Origin of the sequence: Streptomyces sp. NPDC006624, assembly GCF_040611555.1 — a bacterium.
In the GTDB taxonomy this organism is placed as follows: Bacteria; Actinomycetota; Actinomycetes; order Streptomycetales; family Streptomycetaceae; genus Streptomyces.
The window spans coordinates 58,268-82,395 of the sequence record NZ_JBEXOM010000005.1 but is presented as its reverse complement, the minus strand read 5'-3'; the positions used below and the strand labels follow the sequence as shown (position 1 = coordinate 82,395).

The window sequence follows — 24,128 nt, the reverse complement described above, 5'->3', positions numbered from 1 at the left end:
TCGGTCATCGGTCCATCAGCCATCGGTCCGTCAGCCGTGGATCGGCCGGTCATGGGTCCGTCAGCCGTCGATCGGCCGGTCATCGGTCCGTCGGTCATCGGTCCGTCAGTCATGGTTCCTTCCCCTTCTGTTCCGTGCGCGGACGGCCCGCGCGGCGGCTCCGCGGAGGATGCTCGTCGTCCGCGGGGGCCGCGGGCAGGGGCCGAAGGAACCCACCGGCTCGCCGTACGGCCCCGGCGGGCTCAGGCCTCCTGTGCGGGATGGGGTACGACGGCCACCGGGCACGCGGAGTGGTGCAGCGCGGCGTGCGCGACCCGTCCGAGCCGGGGACCGAAGCGGCCCTCGCTCTGCCGGGTGCCGACCACCAGCAGGTCGCCCTCGTGCGAGGCGTCCATCAGCACGCGGCGGATGTCGCCCTCGACGGTGCGCCGCCGCACCGTGACGTCCGCCGGCACGTCGAGCAGGGCCGTGTCCAGTTCCCCGGCCGCCCGCTCCTCGTGCAGGCGGGCGGGCTCCCCGGCCGCCGTCGCCAGGTCGGTGCTCTCACGGGCGGGGCACTGCCAGGCCCGTACGGCTTCCAGGGGCACACCGCGCCGCCGCGCCTCCTCGACGGCGAACCGCACGACCGCGGAGCCCTTGGGCTCGCCGCCGACGCCCACCACGACACGGCCGCGCACCGGGGGCGTGGCCTGGTTGTCGTGACTGCCGCGCAGCACGATGACCGGGCAGTCGGCGTGGGCGGCGACGGACCGGCTGACGGAGCCGCGCAGCAGCTCCGCGACACCGCCGCGGCCGCGGGTGCCCGTCACCAGCGCGGAGGCGTGCCGCCCCTCGCGCACCAGGGCGTGCTCCGGATCGCCGAACACCAGGTCGGCGGTCACCCGCAGTCCGGGGTGCCGGTCGCGGGCGCGTTCGGCGGCGGCGCGGACGACGTCCTGGGCCGGCGGCAGCGCGGTCGGCCGCCCGATGTCCCCGGCCAGGGCGGCGCTCTCGTACCGCTTCCACGTGCAGGCGTACACCACCCGCAGCGGCACCTCGCGCAGCGCGGCCTCGTCGGCCGCCCAGTCGACGGCGCGCAGGCTCGGTTCAAAGCCGTCGACGCCCACGACCAGGGGGGCGAAGGGGTCTCGTTCGGCCGGTGCGTTCATGGTCCCAACTCCTTCGGACAGTGCGGTCAGTCGTGCGCGACCACGGCGACGGGGGCGGTGGCGTGGTGCAGCACCGCATGGGTGACGGAGCCGATGTGGCCACCGATCGGGCTGCGGCGGACCCGGCGGCCGACGACGACCAGGGACGCCTCGCGGGAGGCGTCGACCAGGTGGTGGGCGGGGCTGCCGGAGCGGGACTCCTCGACGACCTCGACGTCCGGGTACTTCTCCCGCCAGGGCCGCAGCACCCCGGCCAGGGCGGCGGCCTCCTGCCGGGCCAGGTCCGCGTCGAGCCGGGGGTCGGCGGGCAGGCCGTAGGCGAAGTACGGGGGCAGGGGCCAGCCGTGCAGGGCCGTCAGCCCGGTGCCGCGACGCGCGGCCTCCTCGAACGCGAAGGCGATCACCGCGTCCGCCGGGTGGCCCGCGTCGAGGCCGAGCACCACCGGCCGGTACGCGGTGGCCGCGGAGGGGACGCCCGCGGGGCCGGGCTCGTGCTCGTCGGCGGCCTGCTCCCCGGCGCGCACGAGGACCACGGGCGTCCCGGTGCGGGCGATCACCGCCGCGCCCACGGACCCGACGAGGAAGCCCCCGATGCCGCTCAGCCCGCGGGAGCCGAGGACCAGCAGTTCGGCGTCCCTCGCCGCGCCGGCCAGTTCGTCCCTCGGGCTGCCGGTGACCTGCTCGATCGTCACGTCCGCACCCGGATGGTTCCGGCGGAGTTCCGCGACCGCCTCGTGCGGGATCCGCTCGTTCCAGTGCTGCCGTGCCGGGACGCCGGGGAGCGTGGTGCGGGTCAGGTCGTCCAGGACGGGCTGCCAGACGTGCACCAGTCTCAGCCGCAGCCTTCGCAGCTCCGCCTCGCGGGCGGCCCACTCGGCGGCGGCACGGCTCTCGAGTGAGCCGTCGAAGCCCACGATGACGGTTCTGGACATCATGTCCACCTCCTGCGTCGGGTCCCGCTGTGACGGGTTCGGTTCACAGCGTGGTGGCGGGCCGCGGGCGGGGGCAGGGACCGCGAGTCCCCCGCCGGGGACCGACGGGCCCGCCGGCGGGGGGCGTTCCGGGGCCGTGCGGCCTCACGGCGGAGCCGGCCGGGGGGACCGATGTTCCCCAACCCATGGGGCCGTTCGGCCCCTCTTCGTCCAGCGGGGCCGAACTCCGCCGGAACGGGCCCGGGTGACTGCTACACAGGTGATGCCGCCCGACGCGAAGCGGCGTCCTTCCCCCTCCGTCCCCTGCCCGGGAGGCCTCATGCTGTCCGCAGAATCCGCCGCCGTGATCCGTGCCACCCTGCCCGCCGTGGCCGGCGCGCTCGACGAGATCACGACGCGCTTCTACGGTGCGATGTTCCGCGACCGCCCGGAACTGCTCGACGGGATGTTCAACCGCGGCAACCAGGCCAGCGGAGCCCAGCGGCGGGCGCTGGCCGGCTCGATCGCCGGGTTCGCGACCGCGCTGCTCGCCGATCCGGACACCCGGCCCGACACGCTGCTGGACCGGATCGCGCACAAACACGCGGCGGTCGGCGTCACCGACGACCAGTACACGATCGTGCACAAGTACCTGTTCGGTGCGATAGCCGAGGTGCTGGGCGACGCCGTCACCCCGGAGGTGGCGGCCGCCTGGGACGAGGTGTACTGGCTGATGGCCGGCGCCCTGATCGGCCGTGAGGCCCGCCTGTACCAGGACGCCGGTGTGGAGCCCGGTCAGGTGTGGCGGCAGTGGACGGTCGTCGAGCGCCGTACCGAGACCCCGGACGTGGTGTCCTTCCTGCTCCGCCCGGCCGACGGGCTCCCGGCGCCCCGGGCGCGGGCGGGCCAGTACGTGAGCGTGCGGGTCCGGATGGCCGACGGGGTGCGCCAGGTACGCCAGTACAGCCTGTCCTCGGACCCGGGCGGGGAGGTGCGGCGGATCACCGTGAAGCGGGTCGCCGGGCTGCCCGGCACGCCGGAGGGCGAGGTGTCGTCCCTGCTGCACGACCGGATCGGCGAGGGCGACGAACTGACGCTGTCCGCGCCCTTCGGCGACGTCTTCCTGGACGACCCGGCCGATGCCGCCGACCCCGTCGTCCTGGTCTCCGCGGGCATCGGCGGGACGCCCATGACCGGGATCCTGGCCCACCTCGCCGCCGTCGGCTCGACCCGCCCGGTGCTGGTCCTGCACGCCGACCGCTCCCCCGCCGCCCACGCGCTGCGCACCGAGACGGTCCGGCTGGCCGGGCTCCTGCCGGGCGCCCGCACCGTCTTCTGGTACGAGCGTCCCGGCCCGGAGGAGCCCGACGCCCGTGAGGGCCTGATGAACCTCGACGGCGTCGAACTGCCCGAGGGCGCCACCGTGTTCCTCTGCGGGCCGCTGCCCTTCATGCGCGACGTCCGCGCGGGGCTGCTGCGCGCCGGGGTCCCGGCCCGGCGCGTCCGTTACGAGGTGTTCGGGCCCGACCTGTGGCTGCCCGGCACGGCGGCCTGAACGACACCCCGACGCCCCGACCCTGCTTGTGGAAAGGAGCCGGCATGACCGGCAAGGACACCCCGGCCACCGTCCCCGACGTGGTGCTGCGTGCGGACGGCGAGGTGGACGAGGAGACGATGGAGTACGCCCGCGTGAAGATCGACGCGGTCGTGGGCCGTCCGGGGCTGCCCCCTGTCAGCGGGGAGGTACGCATCACGCGGGCGTCCGCGCACCACGGGGACCGTCCCTGGTCGGCGACCGCCACCCTCCGCGTCGGGCGGCGTGACGTGGTCGTGCTCGCCGAGGAGACCACCGGACGTGAGCTGATCGACCACCTGCAGGACCGGCTGCGCCGGCAGACCGACAAGGCCGCGGACGCCGCACACGGCGGACCCGACGGACACGGCGGTCGTCGCGCGGCGGCTCCGCCCTGGCGCGGCGGCTCGGCCTCCCCGCGTCCCGCCGGGGACGGAGGCGTCACCGCGGACCCTCGCCCGGCGTGAGTCCGCGGTGAGCACGGGCCCGGTCGGTGACGGTCCACCGGCCGGGCCTCCGGCAACTCTCCAGACGCCGCGCCTCCCGGGACGGTCCAGCGGCACAAGCCTGCGGCAAGGGTCCAGACGCCGGGCCTCCGGCAACGGTCCAGCGGCACAAGCCTCCGGCAGCGGTCCAGCCGCCGCGTCTTCGCCCTCCGCGCCGAGCGCGCAGGGCCGCCGCCGTTCCGTCAGGTCCGTCCCGCTCGCCTAGGGTTCGCCGGGCACACCGAGGCCCGTGAGCGCGCCGACCGGATCCAGGTCGGGGGTTCCCCGCGGCCACCAGTCGTCACGGCCCGGCTCGGACTCGTAGGCGTACCACAGGCCGTCCCGGCCGAGGCGGAGCTGGAGGTGGCCCCGGGGGTGGGTGAGGTGGTTGCGCCAGGGCCGGAAGGCGGGCAGGTCGGCCGCGAGGAGCAACGGCCGGGCCCGGTCGAACCGGCCGGCCGGCGGATCCCACGGCTCCTCCAGTACGGCGAGTCCTTCCAGTCCTCCCTGCCGCCAGGCGGCGACCGCCCGGGCCAGCTCGGACGGTGTGCGGCCCGCCGCTGCGGCCAGGGACGCGTAGAGCGCCCGGGTGCCCGCGGTGAGTCCCGAACCGGGGCGGGCCGCCGCCAGCCGGACCGCGTCCTGCCAGAGGCTGAGCTGCCCGACCGGGTCACGGCCCGTGGTGAGCAGGGCGTGAGCCCGGGCCGCGGCGTCGGTGGCCAGTTGGTCCAGGGCGAAGGGGTCCGGGCCGCCGGGGGACGCCGGGTAGGCCGGCGGCTGCTCGGGATGCGGGGGCGCGGGCAGCGGGGCGGGGAGAGGCGGCAGGGTGCGTGGCGCGAGGGCCTCGGAGGCCCTGACTCCGGGCAGCGGCGCCGGTTCCCTGTCCTGGGCGGCCCTGGCGGCGCGGGTCGCGCTCAGCCGGGACAGCGCGTCCAGCAGCTCGCGTTCGCCCCGCCCGCGCAGCAGCAGCAGGACGAAGGGGTCGGCGTCGAGCAGCCGGGCGGTCTGGTAGCAGAGGGCGGCGGCGTGTTTGCAGGGGTGTCCGCGGTCGGGGCAGCTGCACCTCGGCTCCAGGTCACCGGGACCGGGCAGCAACGGCACACCGCAGTCGGCGAGCGACTGGGGCATCTCCTTGTCGAGCAGCGCCGCGATGTGACCGGGCCGGTCGGCGGCGGCGTCCAGGAACCGGTCCCAGTCGGTGTCGTCCAGGGTGCGCAGCCGCACCTGGACGCGGTACGGGCGCGGACGGCTGCCCTGCACGTACGCCAGGACCAGACCGGGCGTCACCGTGATGGCGTCGACGTTCCCCTGCCCGGCGTACCCGCGCCCGCGCTCCAGCCGCTTGACGTCCAGCGCGCCCTGCTCCAGCGCGGTGACCCAGGCGTTGCCCCACCAGCTCTCGGCGAACGTCTCGCCCTTCCTGGGCGGGAAGCGCGGGAACGTGCGGCGCAGGTCGCTGTCGCGGCCGGGGGCGGCCATGGAGCGCGGAGACCGGGCAGGCCCGGGGGTCTCGGGGCTTCGGGGGGCGTGCTGGGTGGTGGGTGCGGCGGCGGCCGGGGACGGGGGCGTGGGGCGGTCGCCCCCGGGGTCCCGGACTGTGGCGTTCCAGGTCGCCGTCAAGTCGTCCGCCCCTGCGGTGGCATGACGGAACGTCACGTCACCAGCCCCGGGGGCGACGGCATGACGGGGCGTCACCTCAGGACCCCCGGGCGCGACTTCTCGCGGCAGGAGGCCTCGGGGCGTCGGGGCGGTGTCCTCGGCGGCGGGGGGCGAGGGGTCCGGGGCTCGCGCTGCCTCCGTGTCCGTGTCCTCCTCCTCCGACAGGCTCGGCATCCGGAAGGCGTCGGACAGCAACTGGCTCACCTCGCGCCCTCGTTCGCCTCCGGCACCGTCGCGCGCCCGTCGAGCGGCCGCGGCCCGCTCGTCGACCACGCCCGGCCTGGCCCGGCGCCGTCGCCGGGCGCCTTCCCTCTCGGCCTCCTCCCGGGCCCGCCGCGCGTCCTTCCGCGCCGCGCGCAGCGCCTCGCGCGCGACATCCGCCGCGCGCGGCCCGGACGCGGCGGGTTCGGGGGCAAGGGCCGGCGCGGGCGTCTCCTCGGCCGAGGAGTCCCGTTCCTGCCCCGTCCGGATGTCGTCGGCCGGGGCGTCCGGATCGGGCGTTCCGGCACCTGGCGCGTGACCGGACGGATCCGCCCCCGACGCCCCGGCGCCGGCCACGGCCGTCGAAGCATCACCGGACACACCGGTGCCCTCCCCCTCACTCCGGTCGGCCACCGTGTCCTCACCACCCCGGCCGCTCCCCCGCTGCTCGGACACCGCTCTGCGCAGCGCCTCACGCGCCACGTCCGCCGGTCTGGTGGGTGCCTGACCGGCAGCCGGAGCCGGCCCGGGTCGGGCAGCCGGAGCGGGGGACTGTTCGGGGCGGGCCGCCGCAGTCGCGTCGGGATCCCGGGCCGCCCGCTCCCTGGCCTCGCGCAGGGCCCGGCGGACCTCGTCGGCCGGGTTGCCGGTCATGGCGTCCTCCCCGGGAGCGGGAGGCCGGGCAGCTCGCGGCACCGGCAGGGCGCCGGGGCGCTGCCCGCAAGCGACGCACCGGACGGGCCCGCGCCCTGACACGGCGTCACGACGGCCTCCGCAGGGACACCAGGTCCGTCAGCTCCCGGTCGGTCAGTTCCGTCAGGGCCGACTCGCCCGTGCCGAGGATCGCCTCGGCCAGGGCCCGCTTGGCCTGGAGCATCTCGGCGATCCGGTCCTCGACCGTGCCCTCGGTGATGAGGCGGTGGACCTGAACGGGCTGGGTCTGGCCGATGCGGTAGGCGCGGTCGGTGGCCTGTTCCTCGACGGCCGGGTTCCACCAGCGGTCGAAGTGGACGACGTGACCCGCGCGCGTGAGGTTGAGGCCGGTGCCGGCGGCCTTGAGGGAGAGGACCAGGACCGGGGTCGAGCCGGCCTGGAAGCGGTCCACCATGCGCTCGCGCTCCGGGACCGGTGTGCCGCCGTGGAGGAGGTCGACCGGGACCGCGCGGGTCTCCAGATGGGAGGTGATCAGGCGGGCCATCCCCACGTACTGGGTGAAGACCAGGGCCGAGCCGTCCTCGGCCAGCAGCGTGTCCAGCAGCTCGTCCAGCAGGGCGAGTTTGCCGGAACGGGTGGCGAGCCGGTCGCCAGTAGGGGCGTGCTGCTCCTTCAGGAACAGCGCCGGGTGGTTGCAGATCTGCTTCAGCGAGGTCAGCAGCTTGAGGACCAGGCCGCGGCGCGCCATGCCGTCGGCCGTCTCGATGGCGAGCATCGACTCGCGGACCACCGCCTCGTAGAGCGCGGCCTGTTCGCGGGTGAGGGGGACGGGGTGGTCGGTCTCGGTCTTGGGCGGCAGCTCGGGCACGATGCCCGGGTCGGACTTCTTCCGGCGCAGCAGGAACGGCCGGACCAGGCGGGCGAGGCGCTGCACGGCCTCCTCGTCCTCGCCGGTCTCCACCGCCCGGGCGTGGCGCGCGCGGAAGGACTTCAGCGGGCCGAGCAGGCCCGGGGTCGTCCAGTCCAGCAGGGCCCACAGCTCCGACAGGTTGTTCTCGACGGGCGTGCCCGTGAGGGCGACGCGCGCGGGGGACGGGATGGTGCGCAGCGCCTTGGCGGTGGCCGAGTAGGGGTTCTTCACGTGCTGCGCCTCGTCGGCGACGACCATGCCCCAGGGCTGTTCGGCCAGGGTGGGGGCCGCCGAGCGCATCGTGCCGTAGGTGGTCAGGACGAAGCCGCCGTCCAGGCCGTCGAGACTGCGGTCGGCGCCGTGGAAGCGGCGCACGGGGACGCCGGGGGCGAAGCGGTGGATCTCCCGCTGCCAGTTGCCGAGCAGCGAGGCCGGGCAGACCACCAGGGTCGGTTCGCGGCGGGCGCGCTTGAGGTGCAGGGCGATGAGGGTGACCGTCTTGCCGAGGCCCATGTCGTCGGCGAGGCAGCCGCCGAGGCCGAGGGAGGTCATGAGGTCGAGCCAGGCCAGGCCCCGCAGCTGGTAGTCGCGGAGGGTGGCGTGCAGGCCGGGCGGCGGGTCGGCGGGGCGCACGCCCGCGGTCAGGCGGTCGCGCAGGGCGGCGAGCGCTCCGGCGGGGACGGCCTCGACGGTCTCGCCGTCCACCTCGGCGGTGCCGGTGAGGGCGACGGACAGGGCGTCGACGGGGTCGAGCAGGCCCAGGTCCCGTTTGCGGGCCTTGCGGACCAGGGCCGGGTCGACCAGCACCCACTGGTCGCGCAGCCGGACCACGGGGCGGTGGGCCTCGGCGAGGGCGTCCATCTCGGCGTCGGTGAGCGGGTCGCCGGCGAGGGCGAGCTGCCAGCGGAACGCGAGCAGGTCCTCGCTCTCGAAGAAGCCGGTGCCGTCGGTGGCCGAGCCGGGGGCGGGGCGGATCACCGCGGCGGCGGACAGGTCCTGTGCCAGGTCGCGCGGCCAGTGCACGGCGACCCCGGCCGCGGCGAGGCGGGTGGCGGCCACGCCGAGCAGGTCGTTCAGCTCGTCCTCGGTCAGCGCCAGGACGTCCGGCACGTCCTGGTCGCCCAGGCGGTCCAGGGGTGGCCAGACGCGGGCCGCGCGGCGGACGGCGAGGGCCGCGTCGACCCGCGCGCGGGGGCCGAAGGCGTCGTCGGCCTCGCCCGCCCACAGGGCGGCCGCGTCGGTCACGAGGGTGGGGTCGGCGAGGCTGTGCACCTGGACGATCGCGGCGCCGGCGCCGCGCGCGCCGCCGTCGGAGGCGCCGTCGAACAGGTCGTACGCCGACAGGTCCAGGCGGAGCGAGATGCGCACGCCCGCGTCCATGCCGGCGGCGACCTCGGCGGCCCAGTCGTGGGCGTCGGGCAGCCGCTGGGGTTCACGGGCGGCGAAGGGCCTGCCGGTGGCGTGGAGGGCGGCCGGGGTGCGGGGCAGGGTGTCGGCGACCGCGTCGAGGAAGGCGCGGACCAGCGCTTCCGGCTCGGGCAGGCGGATCGGGCCCGGGCCGGGCAGCGGGACGGCGTGCCCCTCGTGGGGCAGGGCGGCGGCCACCGCGCGCAGGTGGGCGATGTCGCCGGGGTCGAGCGGGCCCGCGCGCCAGGCGTCGTGGCCGGTGGCCGTGAGACCGGGGAGCAGGCGGCCGCGTGCGGTGATCCGCAGGGCGTGCAGGGCGGCCGCGCCCCAGCAGGCGGTGGCGGGGTGGGCCGCCGGGTCGTGCCGGGCGCGCACCAGGAGCGGCAGGGCGGTCTCCAGCGGCAGGGACAGCGCCGGGGTGGTGCGCCGCCGGACGCCCGCGCCGTGCCGTCGTACGACGGTCAGCTCGGTGTCCCCGGCGGGCAAGGGCTCGCCCTCGGGGTCCCAGAAGGCGATGCGCCCGTCGCGCGGGAGGGGGGCGGGCAGGAAGACGGCCGGGAGCCGGACCGGGGCCGCCGGGTCCTCCGCCCGCCCGGCCGGCGCAGCCGTGTCGGCCATACGTCTTGTCACCTCCCGCCGCCGAGTCGGATCAGTTGTCTCCGACTCTACGGGCGGGGTCTGACAATCGGCCCCGAGGCGGGTCAGGGCACGGTCCGGGCGACGACGTACACCCAGGGGTAGGCGGGGTTGGTGAGGTCCACGACCACGTCGTGCGTGGGGGCGGGGTTCTGCTGCCGGTGGACGAAGCCGTACCAGGAGCCGCCGCCCGGGAACCTCCAGCCGGTGATCTTCCGATCGCGGGCGCCGATGGTGACCGCGCCCTTCCTCAGGTCCTTCCGGGTCACCCCGAGGCCCGTGAGATAGGCGTCCAGTCCGGCCGAGTTGGTCTCGAACTGGGTGTACAGGCGGCTGGTCTTCCAGTTGTTGGTCTCGTAGTACGCCACGTGCCAGGCCGGGTGCGGGACGGGCACCTGGTAGATGCGGCGCTGCAGCTTGGAGGGCCAGCCCTCGGTGAGGCCGGTCGCCGAGTACTTCGCCTCCTTGTCCTTGCCGCTGTCGCGGCTCTGGTTCGCGGAGATCACCAGGTAGCCGGCCGGGATGCCGATGAGCAGGACGATGATCAGCAGGGTGAGCGCCCTGCGGCGGATCATGTGGCGGCGGTCCTCGGCGGGACGGTCCGGTCCGCCGGGCCAGGCGCCCTGGTGGGGCAGGGAGGCGGTCACAGCGTCTCCTGGGTGCTGCGGAGCGACTGCGTGTACCGCTCGTAGCGCTCGTGGCGCTCCACGCGGCGGCGCTTGGCGCGGCGGAAGCGGCGGGCGACGAGCCGGGCGAGGTCGGCGGCGCCGACCATGCCGGCCTCGGGGCCGAGCTGGGCACGGACGATGCGCGCCTCGGGGCGGTAGCCGCGGCCGGTGAGGTGCCGCTTGAAGGCGTCCCGGGCGGGGCCGATGAGCAGGTCGTCGGCGGCCGAGACGCCGCCGCCGATCACGAAGCAGGACGGGTCGAGGGCGGCGGCGAGGTTGGCGATGCCGACGCCGAGCCACTGGCCGATGTCCTGGAGCAGCTCGATGCACATGGCGTCGCCCTCGCGGGCCAGCTCGGTGATCATCGGGCCGGTGATGTCGCCGATGTTGCCCTTGACGTGCTCGATGATCCCGTAGGCCACCGGCGAGTCGGCGGCGGCCAGCTCGCGGGCCTCGCGGACCAGGGCGTTGCCGGAGCTGTACTGCTCCCAGCAGCCGCGGTTGCCGCACGGGCAGCGGTGGCCGCCGGGCACGACCTGCATGTGGCCGAACTCCCCGGCGACGCCGTACTTGCCGCGCTTGACCTGGCCGTCCTCCAGGATCGCGCCGCCGATGCCGGTGCCCAGGGTGATCATGACGAGGTGGTCCTCGCCGCGGCCGGCGCCGAAGCGCCACTCGGCCCAGGCGGCGGTGTTGGCGTCGTTGTCCACCAGGACGGGCACGGAGAGCCGCCCCGAGAGGCGGTCGCGGAGCGGTTCGTTGCGCCAGGACAGGTGGGGGGCGAACAGCACGCGGTTGCGGTCGGCGTCGACCCAGCCGGCCGCGCCGATGCCCACGGCGTGCACGTCGTGGCGGTCGGAGAGGTCCAGGACCAGCTCGGCGATGGTGTCCTCGACGACCTTGGGGCTCTTGGACTTGTCCGGGGTCTCGGTGCGGACCTTCTCCAGGATGTTGCCGTCGGCGTCCACGACGCCCGCCATGACCTTCGTACCGCCGATGTCGATGCCGACCGTCGGGACGCGGGGCGCCGTCAGGTGCGAGCGGCGCTCCCGGGTGCCGACCGTGCGCAGCACGGTGGCACGGCGGGAGCCGATGGGGGCGGTGAAGTCGCGGTAGGTGCTCATCGCGCCCGATTCTGCCTCACAGGGCGTCGGGGTGCGGAGCACAGGGGTGGTGCCGGGCACTGCCGGGTGCGGGCCTGCGGCGGCTCGTCGCGCCGGGGCGGGGCGGCCGCGCGCCGGCGCTGCCCCGCGCCCTTCAGCTGCGGACGAGCAGCTGGAACTCGAAGGAGTAGCGCGACGGCCGGTAGGTGTGGGTGCCGTACTCCACGGCGCGGCCCGTGTCGTCGAACGTGACGCGTTGCATGGTGAGCAGCGGTGCGCCCGGCTCCTCGGCCAGCCGGTCGGCTTCCTCCTGGGTGGCCGCCCGCGCGCCGATCGTCTGGCGGGCGCTGTGCAGGGTGATGCCGGCCGCGCGCATCAGGCGGTACAGGCCGGTGGTCTCCAGCTGGCGGGTGTCGAGGTCGATCAGGCCGGGGGGCAGGAAGTTGCACAGGTGGGCCATGGGTTCGCCGTGGGCGAGGCGGAGGCGTTCCACGCGGTGGACGTCGCTGTCCTCGGCGACCCCGAGGGCGGCGGCGACCTCGGCGGAGGCGGGGACGACCGTGTTGACGAGGACGGTGGTGGCGGGGCGCTGTCCCGCGGCCTCCAGGTCGTCGTAGAGGCTGCTGAGCTCCAGGGGGCGTTTGACCTGGCTGTGCACGACCTGGGTGCCCACTCCGCGGCGGCGGACGAGGAGGCCCTTGTCGACGAGCGACTGGATGGCCTGGCGGACGGTCGGCCGGGACAGGCCGAGCCGGGCGGCGAGCTCGATCTCGTTGCCCAGCAGGCTGCCGGGGGTCAGCGTGCCGTGCTCGATCGCGGCCTCCAGCTGCTGGGACAGCTGGAAGTACAAGGGCACGGGAGAGCTGCGGTCCACGCTGAGCTCGAGCTGCACGGTCGGGTCCACTTCTGGTTTCGGCACGGGCCGAGCGTAGCCCCGTGCGTTGTTGACGGGAAGTCGTGTAGTCACATTGTCAGGACATACAGATTGACAGCGGCGGGCTGGGCACGCACTTTGTTTCCATGCGCATCGGCGTCATCGGTACGGGCCGCATCGGCACGATCCACGCGAACACCCTCAGCCGGCATCGCGACGTGGGCTCGCTGATCCTCACGGACGCGGATCCGTCACGGGCCCAGGACCTGGCACACCGGCTGGGCGAGACGGCCGCGCCCGGGGTCGAGGAGATCTTCCGCTGGGGCGTCGACGCGGTGGTGATCACGACGGCGACCTCGGCCCACGCCGAACTGATCGGCCGGGCGGCCCGCTCGGGCCTGCCGGTGTTCTGCGAGAAGCCCATCGCGCTGGACCTGCCCGGTAGCCTCGCCGCGATCGCCGAGGTGGAGTCGGCCGGGACGGTGCTGCAGATGGGCTTCCAGCGGCGCTTCGACGCGGGCTACGCGGGTGCGCGCGAGGCCGTGCGGTCGGGCCGGCTGGGGCGGCTGCACACCGTGCGGGCGCTGACCAGCGACCAGAGCCCGCCGCCCGCCGCGTGGCTGCCGCTGTCGGGCGGCCTGTACCGGGACACGCTGATCCACGACTTCGACGTGCTGCGCTGGGTGACGGGCCGGGAGGTGACGGACGTGTACGCGGCCGGGTCCGACGCCGGGCCGGCGATGTTCCGCGAGGCGGGCGACGTCGACACCGGCGCCGCGCTCCTCACCCTCGACGACGGCACGCTCGCCACGGTCACCGGCGCCCGCATGAACGGGGCGGGCTACGACGTGCGCATGGAGCTCGCCGGGGAGCGCGACCAGATCGCGGTCGGCCTGGACGACCGGACGCCGATCGCGTCCACCGAGCCGACCGGGCCGCCGGCCGCGGACAAGCCCTGGACGGGCTTCCTGGAGCGCTTCGGACCGGCCTACGAGGCGGAGCTGAACGCGTTCGTCGAGGTCGTCCGGGGTGAGCGGGCCAACCCCTGTGACGGGCGGGAGGCCCTGCAGGCGCTGCGGATCGCGGAGGCGTGCGAGCTGTCGCGCCGGGAGCGCAGGCCGGTGCGGCTCGCGGAGATCGCCGGCGGGGCAGCGGCCGCCTTCGCGTGATGCTGCCGCTTTCCCGTGACGCTGCCGCTTTCCCGTGATGCGGCCGCCTTCGCGTGATGCCGCCGCCTTCGCCTGATCCGGCCTCCTTCGCTTGATCCGGCCTCCTTCGCTTGATCCGGCCCTTCGCGTGAGGCTGCCGCCTTCGCCTGATCCGCCCGTACGGCGCTCACCGCCCTTCCTGTTCCTCCTCCAGCAGGCCCGCGTCGTGGGCGAGCAGCGCGATCTGCACCCGGTTGTTGAGGCCCAGCTTGGCCAGGACGCGCGAGACGTGGGTCTTGACGGTGGCGACGCTCATGAACAGGCCGGTGGCGATCTCGGCGTTGGACAGGCCCCGGCCGACCGCGACGGCGACCTCGCGCTCGCGGTCGTTGAGGGCGGCCAGGCGCGCACGCGCGCGCGTGCGGCGGGCGTCGGCGGCGCCGTCGGCCGCGTGCCGCATCAGCTGCCGGGTGACCGCGGGCGACAGCACGGGGTCGCCGGCCGCGACCCTGCGCACCGCCGTGAGGATCTCGGCCGGCGGGGTGTCCTTGAGGACGAAACCGGCGGCGCCCGCGCACAGTGCCCGCAGCACCTGCTCGTCGGCGTGGAAGGTGGTGAGGACCACCACCTGCGGTGCCTGCCCGCGGCCGCGCAGCCGCTCGGTGGCCGTGAGGCCGTCCACCCCCGGCATCCGGATGTCCATCAGCACGACGTCCGGGTGGGTGCGGTCGACCAGGGCCTCCACCTCGGCGCCGTCGGCGGCCTCGCCGACGATGTCGATGTCGTCGGCGCCGCCCAGCATGAGCGACAGCCCGGCCCGCACCAGCGGATCGTCGTCGACGAGGAGCACTCTGATCGCAGTCATGGGCCCCAACCAATCACGGCCGGGGCGGGCGGCGGGCGCGGACGGCCGGCGGTCCGCGGCGGCGCCCGCACCGGAAGCGGACGTTCAGGCCTGCCTCAGGCCCGCAGGGTCACCCCGTGGCGGGAGCGCAGGCGGCTGATCTCCCACCAGGCCACCGCCGTCACCGATGCGGGCCCGCCGAGGACCGCGAGCACCTGGATCACCGGCGGGCCCGGCGGCAGCCCGCCCGCGAGCAGGCTGATCACCGTGAACTCCCACACCAGCGTGCCGGTCAGCAGGGCGGGCAGCGCGGCGTGCACGGCCGCGGTGTTGAAGCCGGTGCGCACGGCCGGGCCGGTCGCGAACACCAGGAAGAACAGCAGCCACACCAGCGGCAGGGCCAGCGCGATGATCAGCCAGGACGCGACGCCCCCCGGCCCCTCGGCAGCCGGCCGGCTCCGGTCGACGAGGTGGATCGCCCCGCCGACCAGGGGCAGCGCCGTCACGGCAGCGACGTACCACCCGGCCGACCGCAGCGCGGCCCGCACCCGCGTCCGCATGGCCGATCGGGTCGGTGCCGACGCCCAGCGGAACAGCACCGCGATCACCACGGGCGCGCTCAGCAGCAACAGGGGCGGGGTGACCGCGAGCCGCAGCACGTACAGCTCCCGCGCCTCGGCGACGTCCTCGGGACGGCCGTACACGCCGAGCAGCAGCAGGGACATGACGGCGGCGGTCCAGGCCCGGACCTTCTGCACCCGCGTCACCTGCCGGTCGTCGATCGTGCGGTGCGCGTGCGGCGGGAACAGGCGGTGGGCGCGGATGCGGGCCGAGCGCGCGACCGAGTAGCCCAGCACGAGCGGCACGATCGTGAACCAGGTGCAGGGGGTGAGCAGCACCAGCCACGCGCATCCGGAGATCCTGCCCCGTCCCCGCCGCAACAGCTCCCGCACCGACGGCCATTCGGCTCCGCGCAGACCGCCCCGGACCGGCCCCCGGGCTCCCGGCCAGGGGACGTAGGGGTGGGGCTGGGGGTACGGGGGGCCGTACGGTGCCGGGCCGGGTTGCGGCGGGCCGTACGGTGCCGGGCCGGGCTGCGGCGGCACGTAGGGGCCGGTGGCCGGGGGCGGCGGATGGGGTCCGCCGTTCGGCGGCCAGGGCTGGTACGGGTCGGTGGGTCCCCCGAAACTCACGTGGACGTTCCTTCCGTTGCTCGCGGTGCTGAAGGCCGCACAAACATCGGCCGTCGTCGCGGTCAAGTCAACTGCCGTGCGGACGTGAGGTCATGGGGTCGCGCGCGGGCGCCCGGCATGCGCCCCGGAAACGCCCTGCCCGCGCCCCGGCCCGCCTGGAAGGATCACCGCATGCGCACCGTGCACGCCCTGTTCGTGGGCATCGACGACTATCCCGGCCGGCCGCTGCGCGGCTGCGTCAACGACGTGCGGGCGGCGGAGAGCTGGCTGCGGAGCAGGAGCGGAACACGGTCGCGGATCGAGACGCTCCACGACGCGCAGGCCACCCGGTCCGCCCTGCTCGGAGGAATCCGGGAGCACCTCGGGCGCAGCGGCCCCGAGGACACCGCGCTGCTGTGGTTCAGCGGACACGGCAGCCAGGCCCCGACCGCCGACCCGGGTGAGCCGACCGGCTGGTCCCAGGCGCTGGTGTGCCACGACAGCCTCGTCCCGGGCGGGCAGCCCGTGCTGCGGGACACCGAACTCGGCGCGCTCCTGGACCGCGTCGCCGCCCGCGGCACGCATGTCGTGGCGGTGCTGGACTGCTGCCACGCGGGCGGTGCGACGCGGGAGCACGCGGGCTGCCACGCGGGCGGCGCGACGCGGGAGCACGCCGCGCGGGGCGTGCCCTGGATGCCGTGGTGGCACACGGGGACCCGCGCGGGCGGCGGGCAGGGTCCCGGGCGGGGAGCGCACGTCCTGCTCGCCGCGTGCCGTCCGCAGGAACTGGCGCACGAGAAGGTCATCGACGGGCGGCCCAGGGGCCTCTTCAGTCACGCGCTGCTGAGCACGCTCGGCCGGGTCGGCCCCACGGCCACCTACGGTGAGGTGCACGCGCTCACCCACGCGCGTGTGCGGGCCCTGAGCGGTGTCCAGCACCCGGAGCTGCGCGGACCGGAGAACGGCGTCCTGCTGTCCGGCGAGGCGGCGGCGGCCTCGCCGTTCCTGCTGCGGCACACGGCGTGGGGCTGGGAGGTCGACTGCGGCGCGGCGCACGGACTGCGGTCCGCGGGCGCCGAGTTCACCCTGCTCGGGGACCCCGCCGCCCGGGCGGTTGTGGTACGCGAGGTGCGGCCCGAGTCGGCACTGGTGGACCCGGCCGGCTGGCAGCCGACCGCCGGGGACGAGCAGCGGGCGCACGCCGTGACCCCGTCGGCGCTGGCCTTCCCGCCGGCCGTCGTGGCGCTCTCGGGCGGGGCGGAGGACGTCCGTCTGCTCACGAGGGCGGTGGCCGGGGAGCCCGCGCTGACGTCGGAGTCGGACGGAGTGTCCGCTCTGCGGCTGCGCGTGGATGCCGGGGGCGGCTGGGCGCGGGTGTCGGGCGGCGCCGGGCATCCCGTGCCCGACCTGCCCCTGCGGTCCCCCGCGGACGCGGCCCGTGTCGCCGGCTGCCTGGCCCACATCGCCCGCTGGCACCGCGTCCGGGACCTGGCGAACCCCGACCCGCTGCTGTCGTCACTGGTGCGGATCACCGTCGAGGAGACGCCCGTGGGGACCCTGCGGCACGCGGCGGACGGCGAGATCGTCTGCGCGTACACACCCGACGGCCGGGAGCCGCAGGTGCGGGTGGGCATCCACAACCACTCCGGGCGGGAACTGTGGGCGGTGCTGCTGAATCTGACGGACGGTTACGCCTCGTCCCCGCATCTGTTCGACGGCGACTTCATCGCAGACGGCAGGGTCGGCTGGGCCCGGCGCGGGCAGAGTGTGTGGCTGCGGCTGCCGCCGGGGCGTGCGCTGGTGCGGGGCGCGTTCACGCGGGACTGGCTGAAGGTGATCGTCGCGGAGGACGAGCTGAACCTCGCTCCCTTCCGGCTGCCCGCCTGGTCCGCCGCTCCCGCGGCCGGTGACCGCCTCGGCCCGGCACCGGCCGCGGGCGGCGCTGTGGTGCGGCTGGCCGCAGCCCGGGCCGACGGCGGCCGGGACGCCGGCGGCCCGGTGCACGGGCCGGGCCGGTGGGGGACGGCGCAGGTCGTCGTCCGCACCGAGGTGTGAGTCACCAGCCGAGGTGGGTGAAGCCCGCCCACGCCGTCAGGTCGTCGCCGCGGATGTCCCGGACCCGTGCGCCGAGCCGGGCAGGCATGCCCGGCGGTGCCTCGCGGCGGTCGTTCAGCATCCACGACTGGGCGCTGCGCAGCGCCGCTCCGGGCGGCAGGCCGTCGCGGCTCATGAAGTGGTGGGTCATGTACATCAGCAGCGACGTCGCCTCGTCGGGCACCGGCCACAGCGAGCCGATGACCGAGCGGGCGCCCGCGACGAGGAACGCGGTGGACAGGCTGTAGGCCTCGTCGTAGCCGTGCCCGGAGACGTTGGTGCGGCAGGCGGCCAGCACCACCAGGTCCGGGCCGGGGTAGCGGGCCGCCCCCTCGGTCAGCTCCTCGGCCGCCAACCGCCCGTCGGACAGGACGAGATGGGCGCTGTGCCGTGCGCCCTGACGGACGACTCCGTGGCAGGCCAGGTGCAGCACCCCGCCCCGCTCCCGGCGCAGCCAGCCGGTGACGGCGGCCGGGGTGGCGGTGCCGGGGCCGAGCAGGACGCCGTCCGGGTGGAAGACGCGGTGGACGGCTTCGGCCTCCTCGCCGGCGTGGTGCAGATCGCGGGTCGGGTTGCCGACGACCAGGGCCTGCCGCGCGGGGGCGGCGGGCCGGGCCGCCACCTCGCACAGGAGCCGGGCGGAGGGCGCGTAGGAGATGTCCGCCGACTCGCAGGCGTGTCCGCGGGTGCGGCGGCCGGTCAGCCGCGCCGCGTGCCAGGGCACGGCGCCCAGTTCCCCCATGGGGACGAGGACGACCGAGGGCGCCCGGCCGAAGCCGCGCGGAAGGTCCTTCAGCAGCGGTTCCATCACCGCCGTGCCGGCCCAGGCGCACAGCTGTTCCAGGGCGGCGCGGCCGGTGCCGGGGCCCGGGGCGGGTTCCGGGGCGGCCGTGGGGTCGGTGGGCGGGCCGCCGGCGTCGCGGCCGGGGCTGCCGGAGGCGCGGTAGGCGGCGAGCGCGGGCGCGCCGACGGTGAGATGGGGCAGGTCGAGGGCGCGGGCGGTGCCGTCGGCGGAGACGACGACGGCCGCGCCGGAGCCGTGCCGCGAACCGAGCGGTCCGGGCGCGTCGACGTCACCGGGGACCAGGTAGACCAGGGCCGTCGCTCCCATGGTGCGCAGCGCGCGGCCGATGTCGCCGGGGGTGGGCACGTCCAGCAGTCCGGCGTGCCGCGGGGAGCCGGTCAGGGCCTCGAGGACCCGTCGGCGCAGCCGGCTGGAGGGGCCGGCGACCGCGGCCTGCGCGGTGAAGAGCATCTCCTCGCCCACCTCGGGGACGCTGCCCGCGGCCCGCCATTCCCGGGCGAGTTCGGGCCGGCCGAGTTCCCGCAGCATCTCGGGCACGGTGGTGGCCACGGTCGCCGCGTGCAGGACGAGACCGCGCCCGGCGTCCAGGGCGCGTACGGCGTCGGCGTGGGCGCCGTCGGCCAGGCACCAGCGGGCCACGTCCAGGGCCTGGGCGCCCGCCGTACGGGCGGTCTCGGCGGCGTGGGCCGTGCCCGACTGCAGCAGGGAGCTCCAGGCGGCGGCGCGCAGGCATTCCAGGCCTGCGCGGCGGGCGGCGTCGTGGTTGAGGCGGCGCGCACGGGCGTCGCGCGCGTGGTCGCCGCGCAGGCGGTAGGCCCTGGCGAGGGTCATGCCGGTGCCGCCCCACAGCGGGTGGTGGGGGCCGCCGGTGAGCCTCAGGGTGTGCCGCAGCCAGGCGATGCCCTGGTCGAGGTGGAGTCCGTGCTCGGCGGGCGGCGCGAACCCGAGGTCGGCCATGACGCAGTGGGTGACGCCCAGCCCGCCCGTGACGCGGATCCACCGGTCGTCGTCGGGTTCGAGCAGTTCGAGTGCGGCCTCCCGCAGTTCCAGGGACTCCCGCATGCCCTGGTGGTCCATGGTCAGCAGGGCCCGCTGCCCCACCGCGAATCCGGCCTCGACGAGCTTGTCGGCCTGGGCGTCGGGCGGCAGCGCGGCGATCCGGCGGCGGATCTCGTGCGGGGGCGTCGCGGCGGCCGCCCCTTCCGCCGCGGGTTCGAACCTGCCCGTGCGCTGGGCCCGCAGGAGCGTCAGGGAGCCCCGGGCGGCTTCCAGGTGCGACTCGAACGCGAAGCGGTCCATGTGGTCGGCGGGCAGCCGCGTCAGGGTGCCCTCGAGCACCCGGATCTGCTCGGCGAGGGCCGGTTCGTCCGCGCGCCGGGAGGCCTGGTGGATGCGGAACAGGGCGACCTGCGCGTCCATCACCAGGCGCTGTTCCGGCCGCAGGTCCGGGGACTCGGCGAGCCGGGCCATGTCGTCGACGGCGGCGTCGAAGTCGTCCTCGCCGCCGCCGAGTTGGCCCAGGTAGGTGCGCAGCCCGGCGTGGACCATGTCGAGGTTCTCGCGGATCCGGGTGCCGGGCGGGTGGGCGGCGCGGGCCTCCTCGGTCCGGGCCAGCGCCGCCTCCAGCCGCGCGGGGTCGGTGAGGTGCCTGAGGCCCCACGCGCCGTGCTTGATCACGACGTTCGCGCGCCAGGTCTCGTCCGCCGGCCCGTGGTCCCTCATCGCCTGCCACAGTTCCTCCTCGCGCCGCGCGTCGAGGAGCGGGCCCTCCAGCCGCAGCAGCGGCAGCACACTGAGCACCTGTCCGGCCCGCAGCCCGGACGCGACACCGCCCCGGGGCAGCAGCGCCCAGTCCGCGTACAGGCGGTCGTAGGCCTGCCGGGCCGTCGTGCAGCCCAGCCGGTCCAGCACCAGCTCGCTCATCCCGGCGAGGTCCGCGCCGGTGACGGCGCCCTGGGCCCGCTGCTCGATCTCCCACAGCAGCGCCTGGAGGTCGTAGGGGGTCGTCATCTCATCTCCCCCGCGGTGAGGTCCGCGTGCGGTCTCGAACTGCGGTGCACCAGACGCCATATGCCCATGATCCGCCGGTCGCGGCGGCGGTTACAAGGGCTTTGGGAACACACCGGCGCGCCCCGGGCCCGCGCGCCGGGCGGGTCACCCCCAGGGCAGCCAGGCCCGCACCTCGAACCCGCCCTCGGGCGTGGGGCCGTGTTCCAGGCGGCCGCCCGCGAGGACGGCCCGTTCCGTCAGGCCGATCAGGCCCTGTCCGGAACCGGGCACGTGCGGCACCTCGCCCTCGGGGGCCGGGTTGCGCACGGCGACGGTCAGGCCCGTGCCGGGTGCGCCGGTGACGGACACCGTGACGTCGGTGCCGGGCGCGTGCTTGCGGGCGTTGGTCAGCCCTTCCTGGACGATGCGGTAGGCGGTGCGGCCGACGGAGGAGGGCACGGCGGCCGGGTCGTCGACGCGGTGGTCGAGGGAGACCTTCATACCCGCCTGCCGGCACTCCGCGACCAGTGTCTCCAGCCCTCCGAGCGTCGGCTGCGGCCGGCCTGCGTCATCCGGCTCGCCCGCCCGCAGCACGCCGATGATCTCCCGCAGGTCCTGCAGCGCCTCGTGCGCGCTCTCCCGGATCACGCCCGCCGCCCGTGCCGTCTCCGCCGGGGGCGCGTCGGGCCGGAACTCCAGGGCGCCCGCGTGCACGCTCAGCAGCGTGAGCCGGTGGGCGAGCACGTCGTGCATCTCCCGCGCGATGGCCTCGCGGGCGAGCCGCTGCGCCTGCTCGGCCCGCAGCCGCGCCTCCGTCTCGGCCCGCCGGGCCCGGTCCCTGATGCTCAGCATCAGCTGCCGCTTGGACCGTACGAACATGCCCCAGCCGACGGTCGCCACGGTGAGCAGCACGGCGAACAGCACACTCGCCGGATAGGGGAGGTCGGGCTCGGGGCGCAGCCAGTAGTAGAAGGGCGTCAGCGCGGCGTTGACGCCGCCCACCCAGGCCACGTACCGGAAGGGGCGGTGCACGGCGAGGCTGAACAGGGCGATCAGGCCTGCCCCGCCCGCGGTCTCGGAGACGAAACCGGCGACCGTCATCGCCACGGCCAGCCCCAGCGGCCGGCGGCGCCGCAGCCAGACCGCCGCGCAGGCCAGTGCGCCGATCACCTGGTCGGCGACGACCAGTCCGGGCGGGAGACCGGGTTTGCCGGCGAGCGAGTCGACGGCGATCAGGCCCACCGCCACGGCCAGCAGGAAGCAGGAGACGTCGACGACCCAGTCGCGGGCGGTGCGCCGGGGGCGGCGGCCGGGGCGGGTGGCGTCGGGGTCGAGTTCGTGGAGCAGGGCGGACGGGATGAACCAGCGGGGACCCGTGAAGAGCGCGGGTGTCTCCTGCGCCGGCATCGCGGGGGCCGGCCGCGTCCTCTCACCACTCACGGTCGGCAAATCTACGCAGCGGCGGGCTATCCCACGTCCGGGTGAGCGGAATCGTCGACGAAAGTCGCGGGATCGGAGACTTTCGGTGCGGAGGTGCGGAGGCGCGGAGGCGCGGAGGCGGAGAGGCGCAGATGGGCGGGGGGGGCAGATGGGCCGGGGGGACGGAGAGGCGGAGAGACGGAGAGACGGCGGGGCTGGTGCCGGTGCGAGCGTCGCCTTCTCTCCGCGATGGCCGGAGGCCGGAGGTGAGGGGGCCCGAGATGGGGGGCCGGAGGTGAGGGGGCCGGAGGGCCGCCCGAGCGTCCGGGCGGACCTCCGGCCGGCGTGCGCCGAGGGGCCGCCCGGCTCAGCAGCCGTAGTCGACCAGGTCGAACGACTCGTAGTGGTCGGCCGTGTAGTAGTCCTCCTGGCTCCGCTCACCCGTGACGATGCGGCGGGCACCGCGGGTGGAGGAGCCGGGGGTGATGACCGTGTACTCGTGGTAGTAACCGGTCGACTGGCTGGGCAGGATGCCTTCCCGGTTCTGGAAGACCGTGCCGTCCTGCTCGAACGGGTAGGGGCCGCCCTGCTCGATCAGGTCCAGGGTGTCGTGGGCCTGGGACGGCAGGGCGCTGTAGCAGATGTCACCGACGGCGGTGGGGGCGGCGTCGGCCGTGGTGGCGGAGACGGTACCGCCGACGAGGAGCGCGGACAGAAGGGCGGCTGCTGCGCCGAGCCGCGAGGCGCGTGGGGGGAAATTCATGCCGCTCATGATGACGCGCGTAGAAGGTGGCATGTCAATGACAAGCCCGGAGAATTTCCCGTGAGGACCCCGCTGTTAACGCGGAATCAACCTGACCCCGCGTCCTCCGGCAGCCCGTACTCGCCGTACTCGGGGCGGCCCTTGGGGTGGTAGGTCCCGATCGAGACGCCCGCGCCGGTGACGCTCCCTCCGGTGTGCTCGAACGCCGTCGGTACGGCGCCCTCCGGGAACAGCCGGAAGCCGGAGCCGAGCACGACCGGGAAGGTCAGCAGGTGGAGGGTGTCGACGAGGTCGAGCGCCAGCAGGGACCGGACGAGGGCGCCGCTGCCGTGCACCTGCACCTCGCCGTCTGTGCCCTCCTTCAGGGCGGTGACCTCCTCGGCGAGGTCGCCGGACAGCACGGTCGTGCCCGCCCATCCGGGGTCCTTCAGCGTCGAGGACGGCACGTACTTGGGCAGGGAGTTGAGCCGGGAGGCGACCGGGTCGCCGGGGTCGGTCACCTTCGGCCAGAACGCGGCGAAGATGTCGTACGTCCGGCGGCCGAGCAGGAAGGCGCCGGAGCGGGTGAAGACCTCGCCGACGAACCGGCCGAAGTCGTCGTCGGCGTACGGGAAGCTCCAGCCGCCGTGGGTGAAGCCCCCGCGCGGATCCTCCTTCGGCCCGCCGGGGGCCTGGTAGACGCCGTCGAGGGTGACGAAGAGGGTGGAGACGAGCTTGCCCATGGCGGGTGCCTTCCTTCCGGTCTCGGGGGATCGCGGGGATCGCTGCAGTCGTCTTTCATCAGGTACGACCCCTCGGGCACCCGCAACTCATCGCTCGCCCGGTCGCCTGCTCGGTCGCTCGCTCGGTCGTGAAGTCGACGTCCGTTCGCCGCCAGCGCCGGGAGCGGGCAGCGGCTGGGATGGACGCATGACCACTCAGGGAAATCTGCACGGCAAGGTGGCTCTCGTGACCGGCGGGAGCCGTGGCATCGGCGCGGCGACGGCGCTGCGTCTGGCCCGGGAGGGCGCGGACGTGGCGGTCGGCTATGTGAACGGCAAGGAGGCGGCGGAGGACGTCGTACGGACGGTGGAGGCGCTGGGGCGCCGGGCGGTGGCGCTGCGCGCGGACGCGGCGGACCCGGCGGAGACGGCCGGGCTGGTGGACGCGGCGGCCGGGGAACTGGGCGGGCTCGACGTCCTGGTGAACAACGCGGGCGTGGGCCTGCTCGGGCCGCTCGACACGCTGTCGCTCGCGGACGTGGACCGCGTCCTGCAGGTCAACGTACGGGGGGTGTTCCTGGCCTCCCAGGCCGCCGCCGCGCGCATGGTGGAGGGCGGGCGGATCATCACGGTCGGCAGTTGCCTGACGCAGCGGGTGCCGGGGCCCGGCGGGACGCTCTACGCGATGAGCAAGGCGGCGCTGATCGGCCTGACGAAGGCGCTGGCCAGGGAACTGGGCGGGCGCGGCATCACCGCGAACCTCGTGCATCCCGGCCCGATCGACACCGACATGAACCCCGCGAACGGCCCGCACGCACCCGGCCAGGCGGCCATGACCGCCCTGGGCCGCTTCGGCACGGCGGACGAGGTGGCGTCGACGGTGGCGTACCTGGCGGCGGCGACGTACGTGACGGGGGCGGAGTTCGCCGTGGACGGGGGGTACGCGGCGTGACGCGCGGGGCGC

General features: G+C 75.6%; 18 protein-coding genes. 5 read left to right on the top strand and 13 right to left on the bottom strand.

Annotated elements, in window-relative coordinates:
- Nucleotides 1-242 precede the first annotated feature (242 nt).
- Together ABZY20_RS11170 and ABZY20_RS11165 are read right to left on the bottom strand one after the other, a co-directional pair.
- A complete protein-coding gene (locus tag ABZY20_RS11170) occupies nt 243-1,148 on the bottom strand; it encodes a universal stress protein (RefSeq protein WP_356439859.1) in 906 nt (301 codons plus the stop codon).
- A 26-nt stretch (nt 1,149-1,174) separates the two neighbouring features.
- Entirely contained in the window at nt 1,175-2,080 is a 906-nt protein-coding gene (locus ABZY20_RS11165; RefSeq protein ID WP_356440706.1) for a universal stress protein, read from the bottom strand.
- A 319-nt stretch (nt 2,081-2,399) separates the two neighbouring features.
- On the opposite strand from ABZY20_RS11165, the gene ABZY20_RS11160 reads away from it, so the two are divergent.
- Together ABZY20_RS11160 and ABZY20_RS11155 are read left to right on the top strand one after the other, a co-directional pair.
- The gene (locus ABZY20_RS11160) at nt 2,400-3,614 is read left to right on the top strand and encodes a globin domain-containing protein (RefSeq protein ID WP_356439857.1); all 1,215 of its coding nucleotides are present in this window, start codon (nt 2,400-2,402) and stop codon (nt 3,612-3,614) included.
- Nucleotides 3,615-3,658: 44 nt separating this feature from the next.
- On the top strand, nt 3,659-4,099 hold the full coding sequence (locus tag ABZY20_RS11155) for a hypothetical protein (protein WP_356439854.1): 441 nt from the start codon (nt 3,659-3,661) through the stop codon (nt 4,097-4,099).
- A gap of 240 nt (nt 4,100-4,339) precedes the next feature.
- Here ABZY20_RS11155 and ABZY20_RS11150 read toward each other — a convergent pair whose 3' ends face one another.
- The 5 genes from ABZY20_RS11150 to ABZY20_RS11130 form a co-directional block, all read right to left on the bottom strand.
- Nucleotides 4,340-6,631, bottom strand: coding sequence for an SWIM zinc finger family protein (locus ABZY20_RS11150; protein WP_356439851.1), 2,292 nt, complete (start codon nt 6,629-6,631; stop codon nt 4,340-4,342).
- 106 nt (nt 6,632-6,737) lie between these two features.
- Nucleotides 6,738-9,566, bottom strand: a complete 2,829-nt coding sequence (locus tag ABZY20_RS11145; protein WP_356439848.1) for an SNF2-related protein — start codon at nt 9,564-9,566, stop codon at nt 6,738-6,740.
- 83 nt (nt 9,567-9,649) lie between these two features.
- A complete protein-coding gene (locus tag ABZY20_RS11140) occupies nt 9,650-10,231 on the bottom strand; it encodes a sugar kinase (protein ID WP_356439845.1) in 582 nt (193 codons plus the stop codon).
- Nucleotides 10,228-11,376, bottom strand: a complete 1,149-nt coding sequence (locus tag ABZY20_RS11135) for an ROK family glucokinase (RefSeq protein WP_356439842.1) — start codon at nt 11,374-11,376, stop codon at nt 10,228-10,230. The genes ABZY20_RS11140 and ABZY20_RS11135 overlap by 4 nt, the downstream gene beginning before the upstream one ends.
- 133 nt (nt 11,377-11,509) lie before the next feature.
- A complete protein-coding gene (locus tag ABZY20_RS11130; protein ID WP_356440703.1) occupies nt 11,510-12,247 on the bottom strand; it encodes a GntR family transcriptional regulator in 738 nt (245 codons plus the stop codon).
- 128 nt (nt 12,248-12,375) lie between these two features.
- Here ABZY20_RS11130 and ABZY20_RS11125 point away from each other — a divergent pair, with 128 nt between their 5' ends.
- Nucleotides 12,376-13,398 (top strand): Gfo/Idh/MocA family oxidoreductase, encoded by a 1,023-nt coding sequence (locus tag ABZY20_RS11125; RefSeq protein WP_356439839.1) that lies wholly within the window; start codon nt 12,376-12,378, stop codon nt 13,396-13,398.
- A 166-nt stretch (nt 13,399-13,564) separates the two neighbouring features.
- On the opposite strand, the gene ABZY20_RS11120 is transcribed toward ABZY20_RS11125, so the two are convergent.
- Together ABZY20_RS11120 and ABZY20_RS11115 are read right to left on the bottom strand one after the other, a co-directional pair.
- Nucleotides 13,565-14,242: a response regulator transcription factor gene (locus ABZY20_RS11120; RefSeq protein ID WP_356439836.1), complete on the bottom strand. Its 678-nt coding sequence runs from the start codon at nt 14,240-14,242 to the stop codon at nt 13,565-13,567.
- 95 nt (nt 14,243-14,337) lie between these two features.
- The gene (locus tag ABZY20_RS11115; protein WP_356439833.1) at nt 14,338-15,414 is read right to left on the bottom strand and encodes a hypothetical protein; all 1,077 of its coding nucleotides are present in this window, start codon (nt 15,412-15,414) and stop codon (nt 14,338-14,340) included.
- Nucleotides 15,415-15,585: 171 nt separating this feature from the next.
- Between ABZY20_RS11115 and ABZY20_RS11110 the strand changes: the two genes are divergently transcribed.
- Nucleotides 15,586-17,448, top strand: a complete 1,863-nt coding sequence (locus tag ABZY20_RS11110) for a caspase family protein (protein WP_356439830.1) — start codon at nt 15,586-15,588, stop codon at nt 17,446-17,448.
- Between the two features lies 1 nt (nt 17,449).
- Here the strand turns inward: ABZY20_RS11110 and ABZY20_RS11105 are convergent, their stop codons facing one another.
- The 4 genes from ABZY20_RS11105 to ABZY20_RS11090 all read right to left on the bottom strand — a co-directional run bounded on the left by ABZY20_RS11105 (nt 17,450) and on the right by ABZY20_RS11090 (nt 23,185).
- Nucleotides 17,450-20,302: a CHAT domain-containing protein gene (locus ABZY20_RS11105; RefSeq protein ID WP_356439827.1), complete on the bottom strand. Its 2,853-nt coding sequence runs from the start codon at nt 20,300-20,302 to the stop codon at nt 17,450-17,452.
- Between the two features lie 144 nt (nt 20,303-20,446).
- Nucleotides 20,447-21,688 carry a histidine kinase gene (locus tag ABZY20_RS11100; RefSeq protein WP_356440700.1) on the bottom strand — a complete coding sequence of 414 codons (1,242 nt, stop codon included), beginning with the start codon at nt 21,686-21,688 and terminating at the stop codon, nt 20,447-20,449.
- 379 nt (nt 21,689-22,067) lie between these two features.
- Nucleotides 22,068-22,463: a ribonuclease domain-containing protein gene (locus ABZY20_RS11095; protein ID WP_356439824.1), complete on the bottom strand. Its 396-nt coding sequence runs from the start codon at nt 22,461-22,463 to the stop codon at nt 22,068-22,070.
- An 86-nt stretch (nt 22,464-22,549) separates the two neighbouring features.
- Nucleotides 22,550-23,185, bottom strand: a complete 636-nt coding sequence (locus tag ABZY20_RS11090) for a dihydrofolate reductase family protein (RefSeq protein ID WP_356439821.1) — start codon at nt 23,183-23,185, stop codon at nt 22,550-22,552.
- A 187-nt stretch (nt 23,186-23,372) separates the two neighbouring features.
- Here ABZY20_RS11090 and ABZY20_RS11085 point away from each other — a divergent pair, with 187 nt between their 5' ends.
- Nucleotides 23,373-24,116: a 3-oxoacyl-ACP reductase family protein gene (locus tag ABZY20_RS11085; protein ID WP_356439818.1), complete on the top strand. Its 744-nt coding sequence runs from the start codon at nt 23,373-23,375 to the stop codon at nt 24,114-24,116.
- Nucleotides 24,117-24,128 lie beyond the last annotated feature (12 nt).

What these genes read in the sequence shown, in the direction of transcription:
- ABZY20_RS11135 (WP_356439842.1), bottom strand. Translation starts at nt 11,376, where the DNA reads ATGAGCACCTACCGCGACTTCACCGCCCCCATCGGCTCCCGCCGTGCC.
- ABZY20_RS11125 (WP_356439839.1), top strand. Translation starts at nt 12,376, where the DNA reads ATGCGCATCGGCGTCATCGGTACGGGCCGCATCGGCACGATCCACGCG.
- ABZY20_RS11105 (WP_356439827.1), bottom strand. Translation starts at nt 20,302, where the DNA reads ATGACGACCCCCTACGACCTCCAGGCGCTGCTGTGGGAGATCGAGCAG.
- ABZY20_RS11095 (WP_356439824.1), bottom strand. Translation starts at nt 22,463, where the DNA reads ATGAATTTCCCCCCACGCGCCTCGCGGCTCGGCGCAGCAGCCGCCCTT.
- ABZY20_RS11120 (WP_356439836.1), bottom strand. Translation starts at nt 14,242, where the DNA reads ATGACTGCGATCAGAGTGCTCCTCGTCGACGACGATCCGCTGGTGCGG.
- ABZY20_RS11160 (WP_356439857.1), top strand. Translation starts at nt 2,400, where the DNA reads ATGCTGTCCGCAGAATCCGCCGCCGTGATCCGTGCCACCCTGCCCGCC.
- ABZY20_RS11090 (WP_356439821.1), bottom strand. Translation starts at nt 23,185, where the DNA reads ATGGGCAAGCTCGTCTCCACCCTCTTCGTCACCCTCGACGGCGTCTAC.
- ABZY20_RS11100 (WP_356440700.1), bottom strand. Translation starts at nt 21,688, where the DNA reads ATGCCGGCGCAGGAGACACCCGCGCTCTTCACGGGTCCCCGCTGGTTC.
- ABZY20_RS11150 (WP_356439851.1), bottom strand. Translation starts at nt 6,631, where the DNA reads ATGACCGGCAACCCGGCCGACGAGGTCCGCCGGGCCCTGCGCGAGGCC.
- ABZY20_RS11155 (WP_356439854.1), top strand. Translation starts at nt 3,659, where the DNA reads ATGACCGGCAAGGACACCCCGGCCACCGTCCCCGACGTGGTGCTGCGT.
- ABZY20_RS11145 (WP_356439848.1), bottom strand. Translation starts at nt 9,566, where the DNA reads ATGGCCGACACGGCTGCGCCGGCCGGGCGGGCGGAGGACCCGGCGGCC.
- ABZY20_RS11085 (WP_356439818.1), top strand. Translation starts at nt 23,373, where the DNA reads ATGACCACTCAGGGAAATCTGCACGGCAAGGTGGCTCTCGTGACCGGC.
- ABZY20_RS11170 (WP_356439859.1), bottom strand. Translation starts at nt 1,148, where the DNA reads ATGAACGCACCGGCCGAACGAGACCCCTTCGCCCCCCTGGTCGTGGGC.
- ABZY20_RS11110 (WP_356439830.1), top strand. Translation starts at nt 15,586, where the DNA reads ATGCGCACCGTGCACGCCCTGTTCGTGGGCATCGACGACTATCCCGGC.
- ABZY20_RS11165 (WP_356440706.1), bottom strand. Translation starts at nt 2,080, where the DNA reads ATGTCCAGAACCGTCATCGTGGGCTTCGACGGCTCACTCGAGAGCCGT.